Here is a 15822-nt window from a genome sequence, read left to right on the forward strand (position 1 = left end):
AGGGTTTTTTATTTGAATTTATTTCTATATGGAAATCAACCTTTTTGTCAAATGATCTGCCAGCTAGAGCCCTTACTATTTCAGCTTTTTTTACAAAGTGTAAAATGACTCACTACTAAATAGAAACAAGTTGTATAATTAAAATTTTGAATATTTAGACTAAAATAGAGTCAAACAACTATTTGGAGGGATTCATAATGAAAACGGCTTTTTCTGTTTCCAGCTTGACGGTAAATCATCAACGCTTGCAATCACGACTTGAGCAATTAGCTGAAATTGGCAAGATTGGTGAAACGGGAGTTTGTAGACTGACCTTATCAAAAGAAGATAAACAAGCCGTTCTGAAAGTGAAAGATTGGATGGAGGAAGCTGGCCTTGATACAAGGATTGACGACTTTGGCAATTTGATTGGTCAATGGGAGGGTGAAGAAGATACTCTACCTATTTTGGTGGTCGGCTCTCATATAGATAGTCAGCCATATGGAGGTCGTTTTGATGGCACGGTAGGAGTACTCGGGGCATTAGAAGTAGTACAAACGATGAAAGAAAAAGGATTAACGCCTAAACGTACAATCGAGGTTATCGCTTTTTCAGATGAAGAAGGATGTCGATTTGATAAAGGGTTATTCGGTGTTAGAGGAATCTTAAATCAACTTGAAGAAGGCGAACTTGAGCGAGTAGATAGTGATGGGGTCTCCCGACGAAATGCATTGATTGAATTTGGCTGCAATCCTGATCAGCTAGAGGCATCGGTTTATCCAGAAGGACGCATTGGTGAGTTTATTGAAATGCATATCGAACAAGGACCCATTCTAGATCGAGGAAATGTTCCTGTAGGGATTGTAACAGGGATTTCAGGACCTCTTTGGCTAACAGTGGAACTACAAGGATTTGCAGGTCACGCGGGTTCAGTACCAATGTCTTATCGTCAGGACGCACTTGTGGCTGCAGCAGAAATTACTCTTACATTAAACGAGCTTGCCTCCATGGACCCTGAAGCTCCGACTGTAGCAACGGTTGGAAAAATGGAGGTATTCCCGAATTCTAGAAATATCATACCAGAACGGGTTCGTTTTACGATTGATCTTCGTGATATTGATCTTGAAAGAAGAAAGGATATCGAGGCCACTCTTTATCCGGCAATCGATCATATTTGTGAAAAGCATCAAGTCACTAGTACGATTCGCGTGGATACAGAAAGTGAACCTAGATATTGTGCAGAAGCGATTATGGATGATATGAGAAAGTCGGCACAAGAGATATTCGGGCAAGCTGTTCCTGAATTAATGAGTGGACCTTTTCATGATGCGATTGCGATGTCTACAGTATGCGATTATGGAATGATCTTTGTCCGTTGCAAAGACGGAATTAGCCATAATCCTAAAGAGAGTGCAGAGTTTGAAGATATCTCTAAAGGGGCGGAGTTATTGTACCAAACAGTAGTGAAACGAGTGGTGGAATAAGAAGAAGGAGATTGATTATTAGACGAGGGGGACGGGACATGTTTCAGCGATATCCTACAAAAAAGAAGGTCTTATATAGCTTAATCATTCTCAGCTTTATTGTCATGGAGACACCGCTCATTTTATTAGCAAATACGACCGAGCCTTTTGTGCTCGGTATGCCATTTTTCCTTTTTTGGAATCTCTTATGGTGGTTTGTGTTAACTGCTTTGTTTTTGATTGGATATTTAATCAACTGGGGAAGTAAAGAAAGTTCTGAGACGGTAACAGACGAATCGTAGGGGGAGAGTCAATTGACTATTGGTGTATTAATCATTGCAGCATTTATGATCATTCCACTTGTTGTTGGCTTTTTTGCCGCAACAAAATCAACAAAGACTAGTGAAGATTTCTTTATTCAAGGAAGAGGAATGGGAGCGATTGCCGTTTTCTTCACAGTAGCTGCAACGTGGTGGAGCTCGTTTGCTTTTCTAGGCTCCAATGCAACGTTCTATACGAATGGGCCAGTTTATTTAACTGCTCTAGCTTGGAATTTATTATTTGGCTTCATGTATTACTGGGTAGGTAAGCGTGTTTGGTTTTTAGGGAAACGCTTTAACTATATTACTGCCTCAGATCTAATCGGGGATTTTTATAACAATGAAAAACTTAGGATCATCGTGGCCGGAATTTTGCTAGTCTTTACGATTCCATACTTGCAAATTCAATTAACTGGTGGAGCCTATCTGATTGAGGTTGCATCTGGTGGAGTAATTCCATTTTGGCTTTCAGCTTTAATGTTTTATTTCATCATTGTTACTTATGTATGGGTCGGAGGGATTCGAGCTGTTGCATGGACGGATATCATTTACGGGGCTCTCTTATTCTTTGGAATGATGTATGCAGGTTATTATATCTCCCAACATGTAGGTGGACCAACGGGGTTATTTAATGGATTATTAGAAACAAGTCCAGAACACTTGACGTTGCCAGGTCCATTAGGGGCGATGGGCTACCCAATGTGGTTCTCATTATTTGCCGTAACAGCTATTGGAGCCTTTATGGGGCCACAGATATGGCTTCGAATGTACTCGGTTAAGAGTGGGAAGTTATTTAATTTAATGCCTTTCTTACTAGGGTTTGCGGCAATCGCCTACATGGGCTCTTTATTAGCCGGTTTCACAGGTGTGTTACTTGAACCGGGCTTAGCAAATCCAGATCAAATATTACCCGTCATGTTAATGGAATATGCGCCATTTGCATTAGCATCGCTTATATTAGCAGCAGGTGCTGCAGCCGCTATGTCGACTGCCAATTCTCAAATTCATGCGATTTCAACGATTGTGACGATGGACATTTATAAGCGCTATCAAAATCCTAAAGCAAGTCAAGAGAGTATTATCAAAGTTGGTAGATGGTCATTAATTGTCTTTTCTTTAATTGCTTATATTATGGCATTAGTTGTGCCGGGTGTACTCGTCACAATCGGGATTGCAGCACTTGCAGGAACCGCTCAATTATTAATACCTACCATAGGTGCGATTAGTTGGCGTCGTGCACACCCAACGGCTGCTATCTGGGGCTTAGTAGTGAGTATTGCAGTTGTCTTGTTATTTACCTTTATCCCAGCGTTGAAAAATCCTCTAGGGTTCCACGCAGGGGTATGGGGGCTTCTCATTAATGCGATTTTGTTTGTGACCATTAGTCTTGCGCTTAAGCGTACAGATGAGGAAGTGGTCAAGCGCTTTGATGTGGCAAGAAATGATTACAACAAAGCTTATCACCCAGAATTAGTAGAAGAGAATCATTCAAATAAAAAACGCGAAGCATTATAAGCTGAACGAAGTGGAGTGATGGTATTGGAAGATCTTACAGAAGTGGTGACATTAACTAGAGAACTCATTCAAATTCCATCAGAAAACCCGATCGGTTCTGAGAAAGCTTGTGCCACTTATATTGAATCTTGGTTAAAAAAAGTAGATAAGATTAACATTGAAGTCCAAGAAGTAGAAGAGGGCAGACAAAATATTATTGCAACCTATGAAGCGAAAAAACCGATTAAGCGCCCGTTAGTATATATCGGTCATATGGATACAGTTCCAGTAGAAGGTGATTGGAGTTACCATCCATTTGGAGGACAAATAGTAGATGGTAAACTTTACGGCCGGGGAGCTTGTGATATGAAGAGTGGGTTGGCTTGTGCCCTAATTGCTTTAAAAAGGTTATCTGAAAAAGGAATAGAGCTTGAAAGAGATCTTATTGTCATAGCTAGCATTGATGAGGAAGGTCCTTTTATGAAAGGAGCAGTAGCTCTAGAGAAAGAGAAATTCATTCCGGAAGATGCGTTATTAGTTGCAATGGAGCCTACAAGTCTTACCATGTCCACTTCGCATAAAGGGACCATCTGGTATGAGCTGAATATCGAAGGGAAAAGCTCTCATGGAGGTCGAGCACATTTAGGGGCAGATGCTGTTCATGCAGCTTCTGAAATTATTAATCGGTTAAAAAAGAAAGTGGCCGACCTTTCATATAATCATGAGGTGTTTGGCAAACCAGCTTTGTCTGTAGGCACGATTTCAGGTGGGAACAAAACAAATATGGTGGCAGGGTCATGTCGGGTAGAGCTAGATTTTCGTCTAGTCCCTCCGATGACAAAAGAAGAAGCTAATACCATCATTAATCAATGTGTCAAAGAAGGTTGTGAACAAGTATCAGGGACTAAAGCAGTGATCAAACATTATGGTTGGCAACGTCCACCAATTGAAACGGATATTGCTAGTCCATTAGTAAAGATGATGGGATCTACGTATGAAAAGGTTGTCGGAGAGGAAATAAAAGAATCAGGGTTTCCGGCTTATACGGATGTGAGTATGATTAGTTTGCGGACTGGAAATAAAGATATTATTGTGTTTGGGCCTGGTGACCTTGACCAAGCTCATGCAGTTGATGAATTTGTCGACATCCATCAACTTGATGTGTGTACAGATGTCTTATTTGAATTAGCTCGATCACATGGGTGATCGAGCTTTTTTCCTATCGGTGGCTTATAAAATTCCTAAAGTGTTAATGAAGACAATAATAATGACAAGTGGCACGACATACTTCATTAAGAATAACCAAACCGTAAAGAATCGGTTAGTAAGTCGATTTCCACTTAAAATTTCTTGCTCCATCAATCTTTTCTCCATTCGAAGCGAGATAAATAAAGAGATCAATAGGCAACCTAGTGGCAGCATGATATTACTAACAAGAAAATCAGTAGCATCAAAAATGGATAAGTTAAAGAATTGAACGTTTGATAGGGCGCCAAAGCTTAGAGCTGCAGGGATTCCAGCTAAAAAAATTACTAGCCCAGAATAAGCAGCCACTCTTTTTCTTGTTCTTTTCTTACTTTCTGTGAAGGCTGACACAATTATTTCTAATAAACTAAAAGAAGAGGTCAACGTAGCAAAAAGAAACAATAAGAGAAATAAGGCCAAGAAGAGTTCTCCCAAAACCATCTCTGCAAAAACAGCTGGAAGGACAATGAATAATAATCCAGGGCCTTCAGTCGGCTCAAACCCTAAGGCGAAGATGGCTGGAAAAATAGCGAGTCCTGCTAATAAAGAGACAAAAAGGTTCATCCCAACGACGGAAACAGCAGCTGTAGGAATGCTTTCTTTTTTGTCTAAATAAGAGCTATATGTAACTAAACACGAAAAGCCAACTGCTAATGCAAAGAAGGATTGCCCTAATGCATAAAGTACTCCTTCACTAGTAATGGAATAGAAATCTGGCTGTAGAAAGAATCGAATCCCCTCGCTAGCGCCCTCTAAAGTTAGTGATCGAGCGACTAAAATAAGGAAGAAGACAAATAGAAGTGGCATAAGAAACTTATTAGCTTTCTCAATCCCATTTCGAATTCCGAGTGATAAAACGAGCACATTAATAACTAAGAAAATGGCAAGCCCAACTAAACCGATCCAAGGTGTGCCAGTAATTGACCCAAATAATGCACCGTAATCAGCAGTTGGCCCTATAATTTGTCCTGATGTTGCCAGGATTGCATAGGTTAGTACCCATCCGCCGACTACACTATAAAAAGAAAGAAGCAAAAAGCATCCTACTAAGCCGAATTTTCCAATCCACGTCCAACCGCTCTTAGGTGCAAGCTTTTGATAAGCAGATACGGCCTCTTTTTTTGACCCTCGTCCAATCACAAATTCTGAAATTAACATCGGAAGTCCGATAAGCAACGTAAAGGCAATGAAGAGGAGGAAGAAAGCTCCTCCACCATTCGTGCCCGTTACATAAGGGAATTTCCAGATAGCACCTAAGCCTATGGCAGCACCTGCTGAAGCAAGGATAAATCCAATCTTAGAAGACCACTGTTCTCTTTGTTCTCCCATCTGTTTCTCCCCCTTATAATGATTAGATTTTAAATTTCAGTACGTAAATTCCATAATTCTGGGAAGAAACGTTGATCAAGTACTTTCTTTAAATAATTTACACCAGAAGAACCGCCTGTACCAACTTTAAAGCCAATGATTCGTTCTACCGTCTTCATGTGACGGAAACGCCATTGTTGAAGCCAATCTTCAATATCTACTAATTTTTCAGCTAATTGATAGAGATCCCAATACTGCTCGACATCTCGATAAACGGTAAGCCATGCATCTTTAACACTTTCATCTTCCTCGTAAGGCTTGGAATAATCACGATTAAGAATATCAGGATTAATCTTAAAACCAGCTTTAGCCAAGGCTTTGATTGCTACGTCATACAGACCAGGGCTGTGATAAGCCTCCGTTAATTCTTTATGAAGAACTTCATCCTTCTCATAAATCTTTAAGATATGTGGTGTTTTATAACCAAGAGCAAATTCGATTAGGCGATATTGATGAGATTGAAATCCAGATGCTTGTCCAAGAGAATCACGGAATTCCATATATTCTGCTGGTGTTAGCGTCGATAACACATCCCATGCTTGAATGATCTGTGATTGAATCTTTGATACACGCGCTAGTCGCTTGAAAGACGTTTGTAAGTCACCTGATTGAATAGACTCAATAGCTGCTGTTGTTTCGTGGAGAATTAACTTCATCCAAAGCTCACTTACTTGATGAATAATAATGAATAGCATCTCATCATGATGATCAGATAAACGTTCTTGCCCTGCTAGAATGAGATCAAGTTTGAGGTATTCACCATAGGTCATGTTGTTTTGGAAATCAGTATGGATGCCTTTTTCATTAGCAGTTGTTTTTGTAGAATAAGGTTCTTTTGTCATGGTTATTCTCCTTTTTGGATCTGTATTAGTGGACGAATGACAGCGCGAACAGGACTACCATCTCCATCTCGAATCGGAAGAGGGAGCGCAATTAAGTCATAATCACCATCTGGTACAAGATCAAGCATCACATTCTCTAGAATGGCAACATCGTTTTGAAGAAGTGCGTGATGTCCACTTAGCTCTTTACTATCAGGATGATCAACGGAGGGAACATCGACTCCGATTAACTTAATTCCATTCTTCCCTAAATAATTTGCCCCACATGCAGAGACCGATGGAAAGTCTTGAGGGAAGTGAGTGGGATTATTTGAAACAGATGTTTTGACGAGTAGACGTGTGACACCGTTTAGATCAAATTGACTGAAGGTGTGTTCGTCTAATTGTTTAAAAGAAGAAGCATCAATGATACGAGCAGCTCCAATATAGCGATTAATGTCCAAATCAAGCACTCGGGCGCCTTCATTATCAAAATGAAAAGGAGCATCGATGTGAGTGCCTGAATGAAGGCTTGTCGTCATCTTTCCAATATTAACGGAACCTGTTTGCTCTTTTGTATATTCTGTTACATATTCAAAAGGTGTATCACCAGGCCAATGTGCGAGCTTATCATCTAACGGTTGTGAAATATCAATCCATTTAGACTTTGTCATTAAGCAATCACACCTCGCTTATTTTCGTAGTTTTTATATGTTTGATTTTCCATAATCTCTTTTAGGATTTGTACACTGTTCCATACATCTTCAAAGGAATTGTACAATGCTACCGGAGCAAGTCGAATGCCATTTGGTGAACGGAAATCAGGAATAACACCTTTATCTTTTAGTGCTTTACAAATACGAGCAGCTTCTGGGTGCTCAATATATAAATGCCCACCACGGCGGTGATCTTCATCTGGATTCCTGAATATAAAATGTGCATCCCCGATCTCTTGCTCGATTAAATCTTTCATAAAACGGGTGAGCTGAAGAGATTTATTGCGAATATTTTCAATCCCTGCCTCAGAGAATAGTTCAAGTGATCCAATTAAAGGAGCAACACTTAATACATGTGGTGTGCCTATTTGAAATGCACCTGCATCATGAGCTGGAGAAAGGATGTGTTCCATATCAAATTGCTTTTCTTTACTTGAACTGAACCATCCAGCTAATCCTGGAGAAATGCCAAAGTGCTTTTCGTTAACATAGAGCCCACCTACAGCACCCGGTCCACCATTTAAGTGTTTGTAATTACACCAAAAAGCAAAATCAACACCCCATTCACTCAACTCATGGGGAATGGAACCAATCGAATGACAAAGGTCAAAGCCAATAATGATGTTCCGTTTATGTGCTTCTTGGGTAAGGCGTTTCATATCTACTATTTGACCACTGCGATAAAGAATGCTTGGCAGTAGGATCAGTGCTATATCTTCAGTCATCGCAGCGATAATGTCTTTTTCATCCAACGTATGACCATCGCGACTTTTCACTTCAATTAGGTGTTCGTGAAAATCTAATCCTTTTTGCTTGATTTGGCTTTGTAGAGCATAGATATCACTTGGGAAATTTAATTCATCGGCAAGAATTTTTGTGCGTCCTTCCGAAGGATTATAGAAGGTCGCGACAAGTTGATGAAGATTTGTTGTCGTGGAACCGGTTACAATCACTTCTTCAGCTTTAGCTCCTACGAGTGGTGCGATTTGCTCTCCTAATGATTCAGATAGATAAAACCAAGGATGATCCCCCTCAGTCCAACCATCAATCCCGAATGTTTTCCATGATTCAAGAAGAGTGAGAAGGGTCTTCTCAGCACGTTTTGATAATAAACCTAGAGAGTTTCCATCTAAATAGATGTTCGAGTTATTTAAATAAAATTCATTTCGAAAAGGAGCAAGAGAATCTTTTTTATCTAATTCAATTGCTGATGTATAAGTAAGTTGTTCAGCCATAATGGACCTCCTTTTAATCCTTTACTTTGTTAAACAAGTGAAAATTATGAATACTTTTGTTACTATTGTATAAAAGAAACTGACATAACGTCAATGACATTATGTCAATTAAGGAATAGCTATTTGAAATGACAAAGTAAGGAGGTTGTTAGGAGTGGAAAAAAAGTTAACGAGAGAAGAGAAAGCGACTCAAACAAGAGCACGTCTCCTACAATGTGCAGAAGAATTATTTATTGAACAAGGGTTTGTTAAGACGACGATCTCCCAAATTATAAAGAGAGCTGGACTTGGGTATGGAACAGCTTATGTATATTTTAAAAATAAAGATGAATTGTTTGTTGAATTACTAGATGAGTTGATGGGGCAGTTTTATGATGTGGCAGAAAGGTCTTTTGTTCCAAAGTCAGTTATAGAGGCAGCGGAGTGTATTAAAGAACAAGTTGGGATGTTTTTAACTTTAGCCCAAAAAGAACATCAACTCATGCGTGTATTAAAAGAGGCTAGAGGGGCATCGATAGTGATTGATCAACGGTGGAGTGAGATACGTGAGCAGTTTATTCATCGAATTTCTGTTGATATTTCATATGCTCAATCAAACGGATTAGCTTCTAGGCATTTAGATCCGGAGTTAATTGCAAGAGGCTGGTTCTACGCCAATGAAATGTTTATGTGGGAGTGTGTGACTGGGGAGTGTCGTTATTCGATTGCCCAATTAAGAGAACAGCTGACGGACATCTACATGAATGGACTATATATTAAATAAGTTAGCTTTAAGATTCATGAAAAAGGAAACCTCCTCATATTCTGTTACATCGACTTTCTCAATTATAGAAATGGGGGAGGCACATGGAGGTTCGTGTAAGACAAGGGGATAATGTATGGTATTATAGTCAACTTTTCCAAATCCCGCTTCAACTATTACTGGATTCAAATCGAGGTAGCAACCCTACAGCTTTAATGGTTGGGGCAGTTATTCGTATTCCAGGTTACGTGCTAAATCGTTACACCGTGCAGACAGGAGATACATTTTGGAGTATATCTAGAAAGTTATCCATCCCCATTGATCAGCTCTTTTTAGTAAACCAGCAAGTTAACCCTAACTTTTTGCAGGTGGGGCAAGCGTTGTTCATGCCAAGTAGGATCACAAATAAACGATTTGTTCAAACGGGCGGATACGACTCGACGGTACTAACAACAGATCTTGACCAATTAACGGAAGCCTATCCTTTCATCAGAAGACGTGTGATTGGAACGAGTGTCATGGGAAAGCCAATTGAAGAAATACGTATTGGGAATGGGTCAAAAAGAGTTCATTTTAATGGCTCTTTTCATGCTCATGAATGGATTACTACGCCAGTTTTAGTCGAATTTATCAATGATTATGCATTAGCCTTAACAAATCAGACGCCCATCCGTGGCTTGTCTATGTTGCCATATTACAATGATGTAGAGTTATCGATTGTACCGATGGTGAACCCTGATGGTGTGGATTTAGTGATTAATGGTTTACCAACTTCAGAGCCTTACCGAAGCGAAGTACTTGAGATCAATGATGGTAGCACCGATTTCTCTGGTTGGAGAGCAAATATTAGAGGGGTTGATCTAAACAATCAATACCCTGCTAAGTGGGAACAAGAAGCAAGCTTAAAGCCCAGCCAACCATCACCGAGAGACTACCCAGGGAGAGCCCCTTTAACAGAACCTGAGGCGATCGCGATCGCGTGTCTTACACTCGATAGTGATTTTAGCCGTGTTCTAGCCTTTCATACACAGGGGCAAGTTATTTTTTGGGGATTTGAAGGGTTAGAGCCTCCAGAATCGGAGGTGATCGTTAATAAGTTTGCCCGAGTTAGTGGATTTAGGCCGATTCAATATACAGACAGCTATGCAGGGTACAAAGATTGGTTTATTAAACAATGGAGAAGGCCAGGATTTACTGTAGAGCTTGGTCTCGGAACGAATCCTTTACCTTTTTCTGATTACCCTCAAATTTATGAGGATGCAGTAGGGATTATGCTTGCCTCCATGTATATGTAGACACCAAAATGATCAGACCTGTATTGTTCTGATCATTTTTTATTATTTTATTATTCATATTAGTGAAAATCTTATTTTTGCGCTATCATTGATAATAGATTATTTCGTTTAGCTAACAAACTTAGTTGGGGTGTCGATTAATGAGAAAGGTATTTTCCTTTTTAAAACCATATCGTTTTCCGATGTGGATAGCCATCATATTAATGCTAGTAGAACTCACCGTTGAACTTTTTCATCCATTACTTTTAGCGAGAATCATTGATGAAGGAGTTATGACAGGTGATTTTGATATGGTTGTACGTTGGGGATTGATCATGGTAGGAATGTCGTTCCTTGCTTTTTTATCAGGGGTAATTAATTCATTTTATGCAGCTCATGTATCTCAAAGTACAGGATACGATCTGCGTCACAGTATGTATAGTCGGGTGCAATCTTTTGCTTTTTCGAAACTGCAAAAGTTTGAAACATCGTCTTTAATAACGAGGATGACCAATGATGTCACACAGGTTCAGAACACTATTTTTATGAGTTTGCGCATCATGATGAGAGCGCCGCTTTTAGTCATTGGTGGAACGATTATGGCGTTGCTGGTCAATGTGAAGCTCGCGTTATTTCTAGTGGTAACGATTCCTGTTCTTATCTTCTTTTTAGTCTGGATGATGAAAAAGGGTGGAAAAATGTTCAGAGATGTTCAAGCTAAGCTTGATCAAGTAAATCATGTCATGCGTGAAAATTTAAAAGGAATTCGAATTATAAAGGCATTTGTTAGAAGAAAGCATGAAGGAGGACGTTTTAAAAAAGAAAATGAAGGATTAAAGGATGGAACCATTCAAGCGTTACGATGGATGGAGATCACAATACCGATTCTTTTACTATTAATGAACGGAGCGATCATTGGTGTACTCTGGTTCGGAGCAATTGATGTTGGAGCAAATCAAGCACAGGTAGGAGAAGTTGTGGCAATTATTAACTATGCAACAAGAATCACGTCGGCTCTTACTGTCTTTTCAATGATTATCATTGTCTTCTCAAGAGCTAGAGCCTCTGCAAGCCGTATTGCAGAAGTGCTTGAAACCGATATTGGGATGGAAGATGGAGAGGTGGCGGAGGCTGATACTGAGAATGACGTTCATCTTCATTTTGAAAATGTGTCGTTCCGTTACCCAAATGCTCATCAGAATGTCTTACAAAATCTTACGTTCTCTGTTAATAAGGGTGAAACGATTGCGATACTTGGTGCAACTGGGTCAGGGAAGTCCACCTTATTTCAATTAATTCCAAGGCTTTATGATGTTGGCACTGGTTCTGTATTAGTGGGCGGGGAAGATGTGAGGGAATGGAATATGAAAAAGCTGCGTCAAATGATTGGATATGTACCACAGGAGTCGCTTCTATTCTCTGGATCAATTAAAGAGAATTTGAGTTGGGGGCGGGAGGACGTTACGGAAGAAGAGATGATAGTAGCCGCAAAAGCTGCTCAGATTCATGACACAATTGAAGCACTCCCTAAACAATATGAAACGAAGATCGGTCAAAAGGGTGTAAATTTATCTGGCGGTCAAAAGCAAAGATTATCGATTGCCCGAGCGCTTATTCGCTATCCGCGTATCTTGTTGCTTGATGATAGTACGAGTGCCTTAGATATGCGAACAGAGAAGAAGTTTTTACGAGCATTAGAGGCTTACTCATGTACGACCCTTGTTATTACGCAAAAGTTAAAAACAGCGATGGAAGCTGACCGGATCATCATACTAGATGAGGGGGAATTGCTTGCTGTCGGCACACATGAAGAATTAGTCAAACAGTCTTCCCTTTATCAGCAAATTGCCCAGTCACAGCTTGGAAAGGAGACGATCAATCATGCTTGATCCCCTCACACGTCCTTTTCGGTATAAACCAATTGACTGGAAAAAGAGTGAACCAAAATCAAAAAGCAAGAAAAAGGAACGAGCGAGAAATTGGTCTGGAACGTTAAAGAGATTGTGGACATACTTATCGATTTATAAAATAAAATTGATTCTTGTCGTCCTTATGGTCATTGTAAGTTCAGCTTTAAGTCTCCTTGGACCTTTTCTTGTGGGAATCTCGATTGATCAATTTATCGTCACGAATGAAATGAACGGCCTAGTCGGAATGCTCCTTTTTTTAGTCCTCATTTATATAGGGTATTCTGTTAGCATATGGTTGCAAAATTATTGGATGGTAGACATCGCTCAAAAGTCCGTCTACGAAATTCGTTCGCATCTTTTTACGCACCTTCAGAAGCTGCCGATATCTTTTTTTGATCAACGTCAACATGGGGAACTCATGAGTAGAGTAACGAATGATATGGAAAACGTTAGTTCTACGTTAAATAGTTCTGTTATTCAAATACTCTCGAGCATATTAACGTTTGTTGGTATCTTAGTTGTGATGATTTACTTGAGTCCATTAATGACTATTCTTACTTTAACAATCATTCCAGTCATGGTATTTGGTCTAAAATGGATAACAAAACGAACAAGTATCTTCTTTAAGGAGCAACAACGAAACATTGGTGAAGTAAATGGTTTTATCGAAGAAACCGTTTCGGGTCAATCGATAGTCAAGGTGTTCTCTCAAGAAGAAAGAGTAGTTAATGAGTTTGAAAGAAAAAATCAAAAGCTGAAACAATCTGGCTTTTGGGCTCAGACATACTCTGGGTTCATTCCAAAACTGATGAACTTATTGAACAATATGAGTTTTGCCGTGATTGCAGGGGTTGGGGGCATATTGGTGCTTCAAGATGCGATTACAATTGGTGTGATTGTTATATTTGCTGAGTATGCGAGACAATTTACTCGTCCGCTAAATGATTTAGCCAACCAATTTAACACGCTTTTATCTGCTGTTGCAGGGGCAGAGCGCGTTTTTCAAATGATTGATGAACCAATTGAGAAGGATCATCAAGACAATAGGAGAGCTCCGGTATTAAAAGGAAATGTGGAATTTAAACATGTTTCATTTTCATATGATTCTAGTGAAAAAATCATTGATGATATCAGTTTTAGGGCAAGTGCTGGTGAAACGGTTGCTTTTGTCGGTCCTACTGGGGCTGGAAAAACAACGATCATTAATATGATTTCACGATTTTATGATGCAAATGATGGTGAGGTTCTTTTTGACGGAGAAAATGTTAACACCTTTAAAAGAGAAGAATTGCGAAGTCAGATGGGCTATGTACTTCAAGATCCTTTTTTGTTTGAAGGGACGATTCGGGAGAACATCCGATACGGTAAATTAGACGCCACAGATGAAGAAGTAGAGGCAGCTGCTAAAGAGGCAAATGCGCATTCCTTTATTATGCGGCTTAAAGACCATTATGAGACAAGCCTCTCTCAAGATGGAAGTGGAATCAGTCAAGGTCAAAAGCAATTATTATCTATTGCCAGAGCACTATTAGCTGACCCATCACTTTTGATTTTAGATGAAGCAACTAGTAGCATAGACACGGTTACAGAATTGAAAATCCAAGAAGCCCTCAGACGCTTAATGAAAGGTAGAACAAGCTTCGTCATTGCTCATAGATTGAATACGATTGAGAATGCCGACCAAATTCTAGTTCTTGTTGATGGAAAGATTATCGAACGAGGGACTCATCATCAATTATCGGTGAAAAAAGGATTCTACCAAAAATTATATGATGGAGTAGAACAATAAAACGAAAAGCTATGTAGGTCCTTCCTCGCATAGCTTTTTTAGCATGGAAGATGATCATTTACGAACTTTGTCGAAAGATGTGTAATAAAAATGAGAGGAATCAATCAGTCTTTGTCGAATGTACGAAAAGAGAAAAAATTAGGAGATTTGAGAGATGATAATCGAAAAATTATTACTTCAAGTGCTTATTGTGTTATCTCCGGTACTTGTATATAGCGTTATTTCAAATGGGAAGAAAGAACTGAAATTCCCGTTTTTGATGGTGTTTTATGCTATTGCAGGTGTACTATGTATCGTTTTTTCCTATCAAACGTTTGGGCTGTATTGGGACCTTCGTTATGTTATTGTTGTATGTGCCTTTTTATATGGAGGAATGAAAACGGGCTGGCTGGTCTTTGCAACAGTAATGATTACACGAACAATAATGGGAGGAGACCACCTAGTATTTGCTTATGTATGCATCGCTTCCGCTGCGATCACCGTCTATTTTTTCCGAGTTAAATATCAAACCGTATTATCAAAATGGGGAAAAACCCTCTTTACGATTGTTCTGTCACTAGTACCTGTAGTGGTTCAAGTTTCGATTGTAAGTGTTCTGATACGAGATGACATTTTACTCATATTAGACCAATCCGTTTTAGCTCGTTATTTATTTTATTATGTAACCGTTATTATGATTGCAGCTGGTTTTATTACGCTGTTGCATGAAGCAATTAATGAAAAAAAACGGATGCAAGAAGAAATTATTCGAGCGGAAAAGTTCAATACGTTAGCTGGGCTTGCTGCTTCTATTGCTCACGAGGTTCGAAACCCTCTTACAGTTGTGAAGGGATTTTTGCAGTTAATGAAAGAGGAAAAGAAGGATTCAAATCAACAATACTATTCTTTAGTGTTAAGTGAACTAGGACGAGCGGAAAATATTATTAATGATTACTTGAGCTTTGCTAAGCCGGAATTAAAGAGTGTAGAAGATGTAAAACTACTCGAAAACATTCATGAAATTCTCGCGCTCTTACATCCATATGCTATTAAGGATGGCGTTCATTTAAATGAATTAATCGAAATTAGTGATCATCTCTTGGTTAGAGTTGACCGAAATCAATTAAAACAAGCATTAGTTAACTTTGTTAAAAACGCTATAGAAGCCACTCCTAATGGAGGCAATGTTACCTTAGTCGTTCAGAAGTCATCAGATCTGGTTACGATTCATATTTCTGATACTGGAAAAGGGATGAATAAAGAAGAATTGAGTAGAATAGGAACACTTTTTTATACGACAAAGGACAAGGGAACTGGACTTGGAACGATGGTTTCGATTCGTATTATTGAAGCGATGAGAGGGACGGTCTCTTATCAAAGTAAAGAGTTCGTTGGTACAACAGTGTCTATTTCTTTACCTATTAGAAGAGACGAAACCTCATCGATCCATACTTTTAAAGATAAGAATAAACAAGTAATCTAATAGA

The 15822-nt window shown here is 39.3% G+C and carries 13 protein-coding genes; 9 read left to right on the top strand and 4 right to left on the bottom strand.

Going from position 1 to position 15822, the window contains the following annotated elements:
- Positions 1 to 197: 197 nt before the first annotated feature.
- Genes RYX56_RS15470 through RYX56_RS15485 form a run of 4 tightly spaced genes read left to right on the top strand, consistent with a single transcriptional unit; the run spans position 198 to position 4462 of the window.
- On the top strand, positions 198 to 1463 hold the full coding sequence (locus RYX56_RS15470) for a M20 family metallo-hydrolase (protein WP_317122956.1): 1266 nt from the start codon (positions 198 to 200) through the stop codon (positions 1461 to 1463).
- Between the two features lie 38 nt (positions 1464 to 1501).
- Positions 1502 to 1744 carry a DUF3311 domain-containing protein gene (locus RYX56_RS15475; protein ID WP_047973703.1) on the top strand — a complete coding sequence of 81 codons (243 nt, stop codon included), beginning with the start codon at positions 1502 to 1504 and terminating at the stop codon, positions 1742 to 1744.
- Positions 1745 to 1756: 12 nt separating this feature from the next.
- Entirely contained in the window at positions 1757 to 3277 is a 1521-nt protein-coding gene (locus RYX56_RS15480) for a sodium:solute symporter family protein (protein WP_317122957.1), read from the top strand.
- Positions 3278 to 3301: 24 nt separating this feature from the next.
- Positions 3302 to 4462 carry a M20 family metallopeptidase gene (locus RYX56_RS15485; protein WP_317122958.1) on the top strand — a complete coding sequence of 387 codons (1161 nt, stop codon included), beginning with the start codon at positions 3302 to 3304 and terminating at the stop codon, positions 4460 to 4462.
- A gap of 24 nt (positions 4463 to 4486) precedes the next feature.
- Here the strand turns inward: RYX56_RS15485 and RYX56_RS15490 are convergent, their stop codons facing one another.
- From RYX56_RS15490 to kynU, 4 genes are read right to left on the bottom strand one after another with little or no spacing between them, the layout of a single operon-like run.
- Positions 4487 to 5830 (bottom strand): sodium-dependent transporter, encoded by a 1344-nt coding sequence (locus tag RYX56_RS15490; RefSeq protein WP_317122959.1) that lies wholly within the window; start codon positions 5828 to 5830, stop codon positions 4487 to 4489.
- A 29-nt stretch (positions 5831 to 5859) separates the two neighbouring features.
- Complete coding sequence (kynA, locus tag RYX56_RS15495; RefSeq protein WP_317122960.1) at positions 5860 to 6711, bottom strand: tryptophan 2,3-dioxygenase; 852 nt, start codon at positions 6709 to 6711, stop codon at positions 5860 to 5862.
- Positions 6712 to 6713: 2 nt separating this feature from the next.
- The gene (gene kynB, locus RYX56_RS15500) at positions 6714 to 7364 is read right to left on the bottom strand and encodes an arylformamidase (protein WP_317122961.1); all 651 of its coding nucleotides are present in this window, start codon (positions 7362 to 7364) and stop codon (positions 6714 to 6716) included.
- Positions 7364 to 8641 (bottom strand): kynureninase, encoded by a 1278-nt coding sequence (kynU, locus tag RYX56_RS15505; protein WP_317122962.1) that lies wholly within the window; start codon positions 8639 to 8641, stop codon positions 7364 to 7366. The genes kynB and kynU overlap by 1 nt, the downstream gene beginning before the upstream one ends.
- A 154-nt stretch (positions 8642 to 8795) precedes the next feature.
- Between kynU and RYX56_RS15510 the strand changes: the two genes are divergently transcribed.
- The 5 genes from RYX56_RS15510 (at position 8796) to RYX56_RS15530 (ending at position 15818) form a co-directional block, all read left to right on the top strand.
- Positions 8796 to 9404, top strand: a complete 609-nt coding sequence (locus RYX56_RS15510) for a TetR/AcrR family transcriptional regulator (protein WP_317122963.1) — start codon at positions 8796 to 8798, stop codon at positions 9402 to 9404.
- A gap of 83 nt (positions 9405 to 9487) precedes the next feature.
- The gene (locus RYX56_RS15515; protein ID WP_317122964.1) at positions 9488 to 10678 is read left to right on the top strand and encodes a M14 family metallopeptidase; all 1191 of its coding nucleotides are present in this window, start codon (positions 9488 to 9490) and stop codon (positions 10676 to 10678) included.
- A gap of 140 nt (positions 10679 to 10818) precedes the next feature.
- Complete coding sequence (locus RYX56_RS15520) at positions 10819 to 12546, top strand: ABC transporter ATP-binding protein (protein WP_317122965.1); 1728 nt, start codon at positions 10819 to 10821, stop codon at positions 12544 to 12546.
- Complete coding sequence (locus RYX56_RS15525; RefSeq protein ID WP_317122966.1) at positions 12539 to 14356, top strand: ABC transporter ATP-binding protein; 1818 nt, start codon at positions 12539 to 12541, stop codon at positions 14354 to 14356. Before RYX56_RS15520 ends, RYX56_RS15525 begins: the two co-directional genes overlap by 8 nt.
- A 154-nt stretch (positions 14357 to 14510) precedes the next feature.
- Complete coding sequence (locus RYX56_RS15530) at positions 14511 to 15818, top strand: ATP-binding protein (protein ID WP_317122967.1); 1308 nt, start codon at positions 14511 to 14513, stop codon at positions 15816 to 15818.
- Positions 15819 to 15822 lie beyond the last annotated feature (4 nt).

The organism is Alkalihalophilus lindianensis (genome assembly GCF_032843265.1).
Lineage (GTDB): Bacteria > Bacillota > Bacilli > Bacillales > Bacillaceae_D > Alkalihalophilus > Alkalihalophilus lindianensis.

Coding starts and splice junctions, on each gene's coding strand:
- RYX56_RS15470 (WP_317122956.1), top strand. CDS start 198: ATGAAAACGGCTTTTTCTGTTTCCAGCTTGACGGTAAATCATCAACGC.
- RYX56_RS15475 (WP_047973703.1), top strand. CDS start 1,502: ATGTTTCAGCGATATCCTACAAAAAAGAAGGTCTTATATAGCTTAATC.
- RYX56_RS15490 (WP_317122959.1), bottom strand. CDS start 5,830: ATGGGAGAACAAAGAGAACAGTGGTCTTCTAAGATTGGATTTATCCTT.
- kynA (WP_317122960.1), bottom strand. CDS start 6,711: ATGACAAAAGAACCTTATTCTACAAAAACAACTGCTAATGAAAAAGGC.
- kynB (WP_317122961.1), bottom strand. CDS start 7,364: ATGACAAAGTCTAAATGGATTGATATTTCACAACCGTTAGATGATAAG.
- kynU (WP_317122962.1), bottom strand. CDS start 8,641: ATGGCTGAACAACTTACTTATACATCAGCAATTGAATTAGATAAAAAA.
- RYX56_RS15515 (WP_317122964.1), top strand. CDS start 9,488: ATGGAGGTTCGTGTAAGACAAGGGGATAATGTATGGTATTATAGTCAA.
- RYX56_RS15520 (WP_317122965.1), top strand. CDS start 10,819: ATGAGAAAGGTATTTTCCTTTTTAAAACCATATCGTTTTCCGATGTGG.
- RYX56_RS15525 (WP_317122966.1), top strand. CDS start 12,539: ATGCTTGATCCCCTCACACGTCCTTTTCGGTATAAACCAATTGACTGG.
- RYX56_RS15530 (WP_317122967.1), top strand. CDS start 14,511: ATGATAATCGAAAAATTATTACTTCAAGTGCTTATTGTGTTATCTCCG.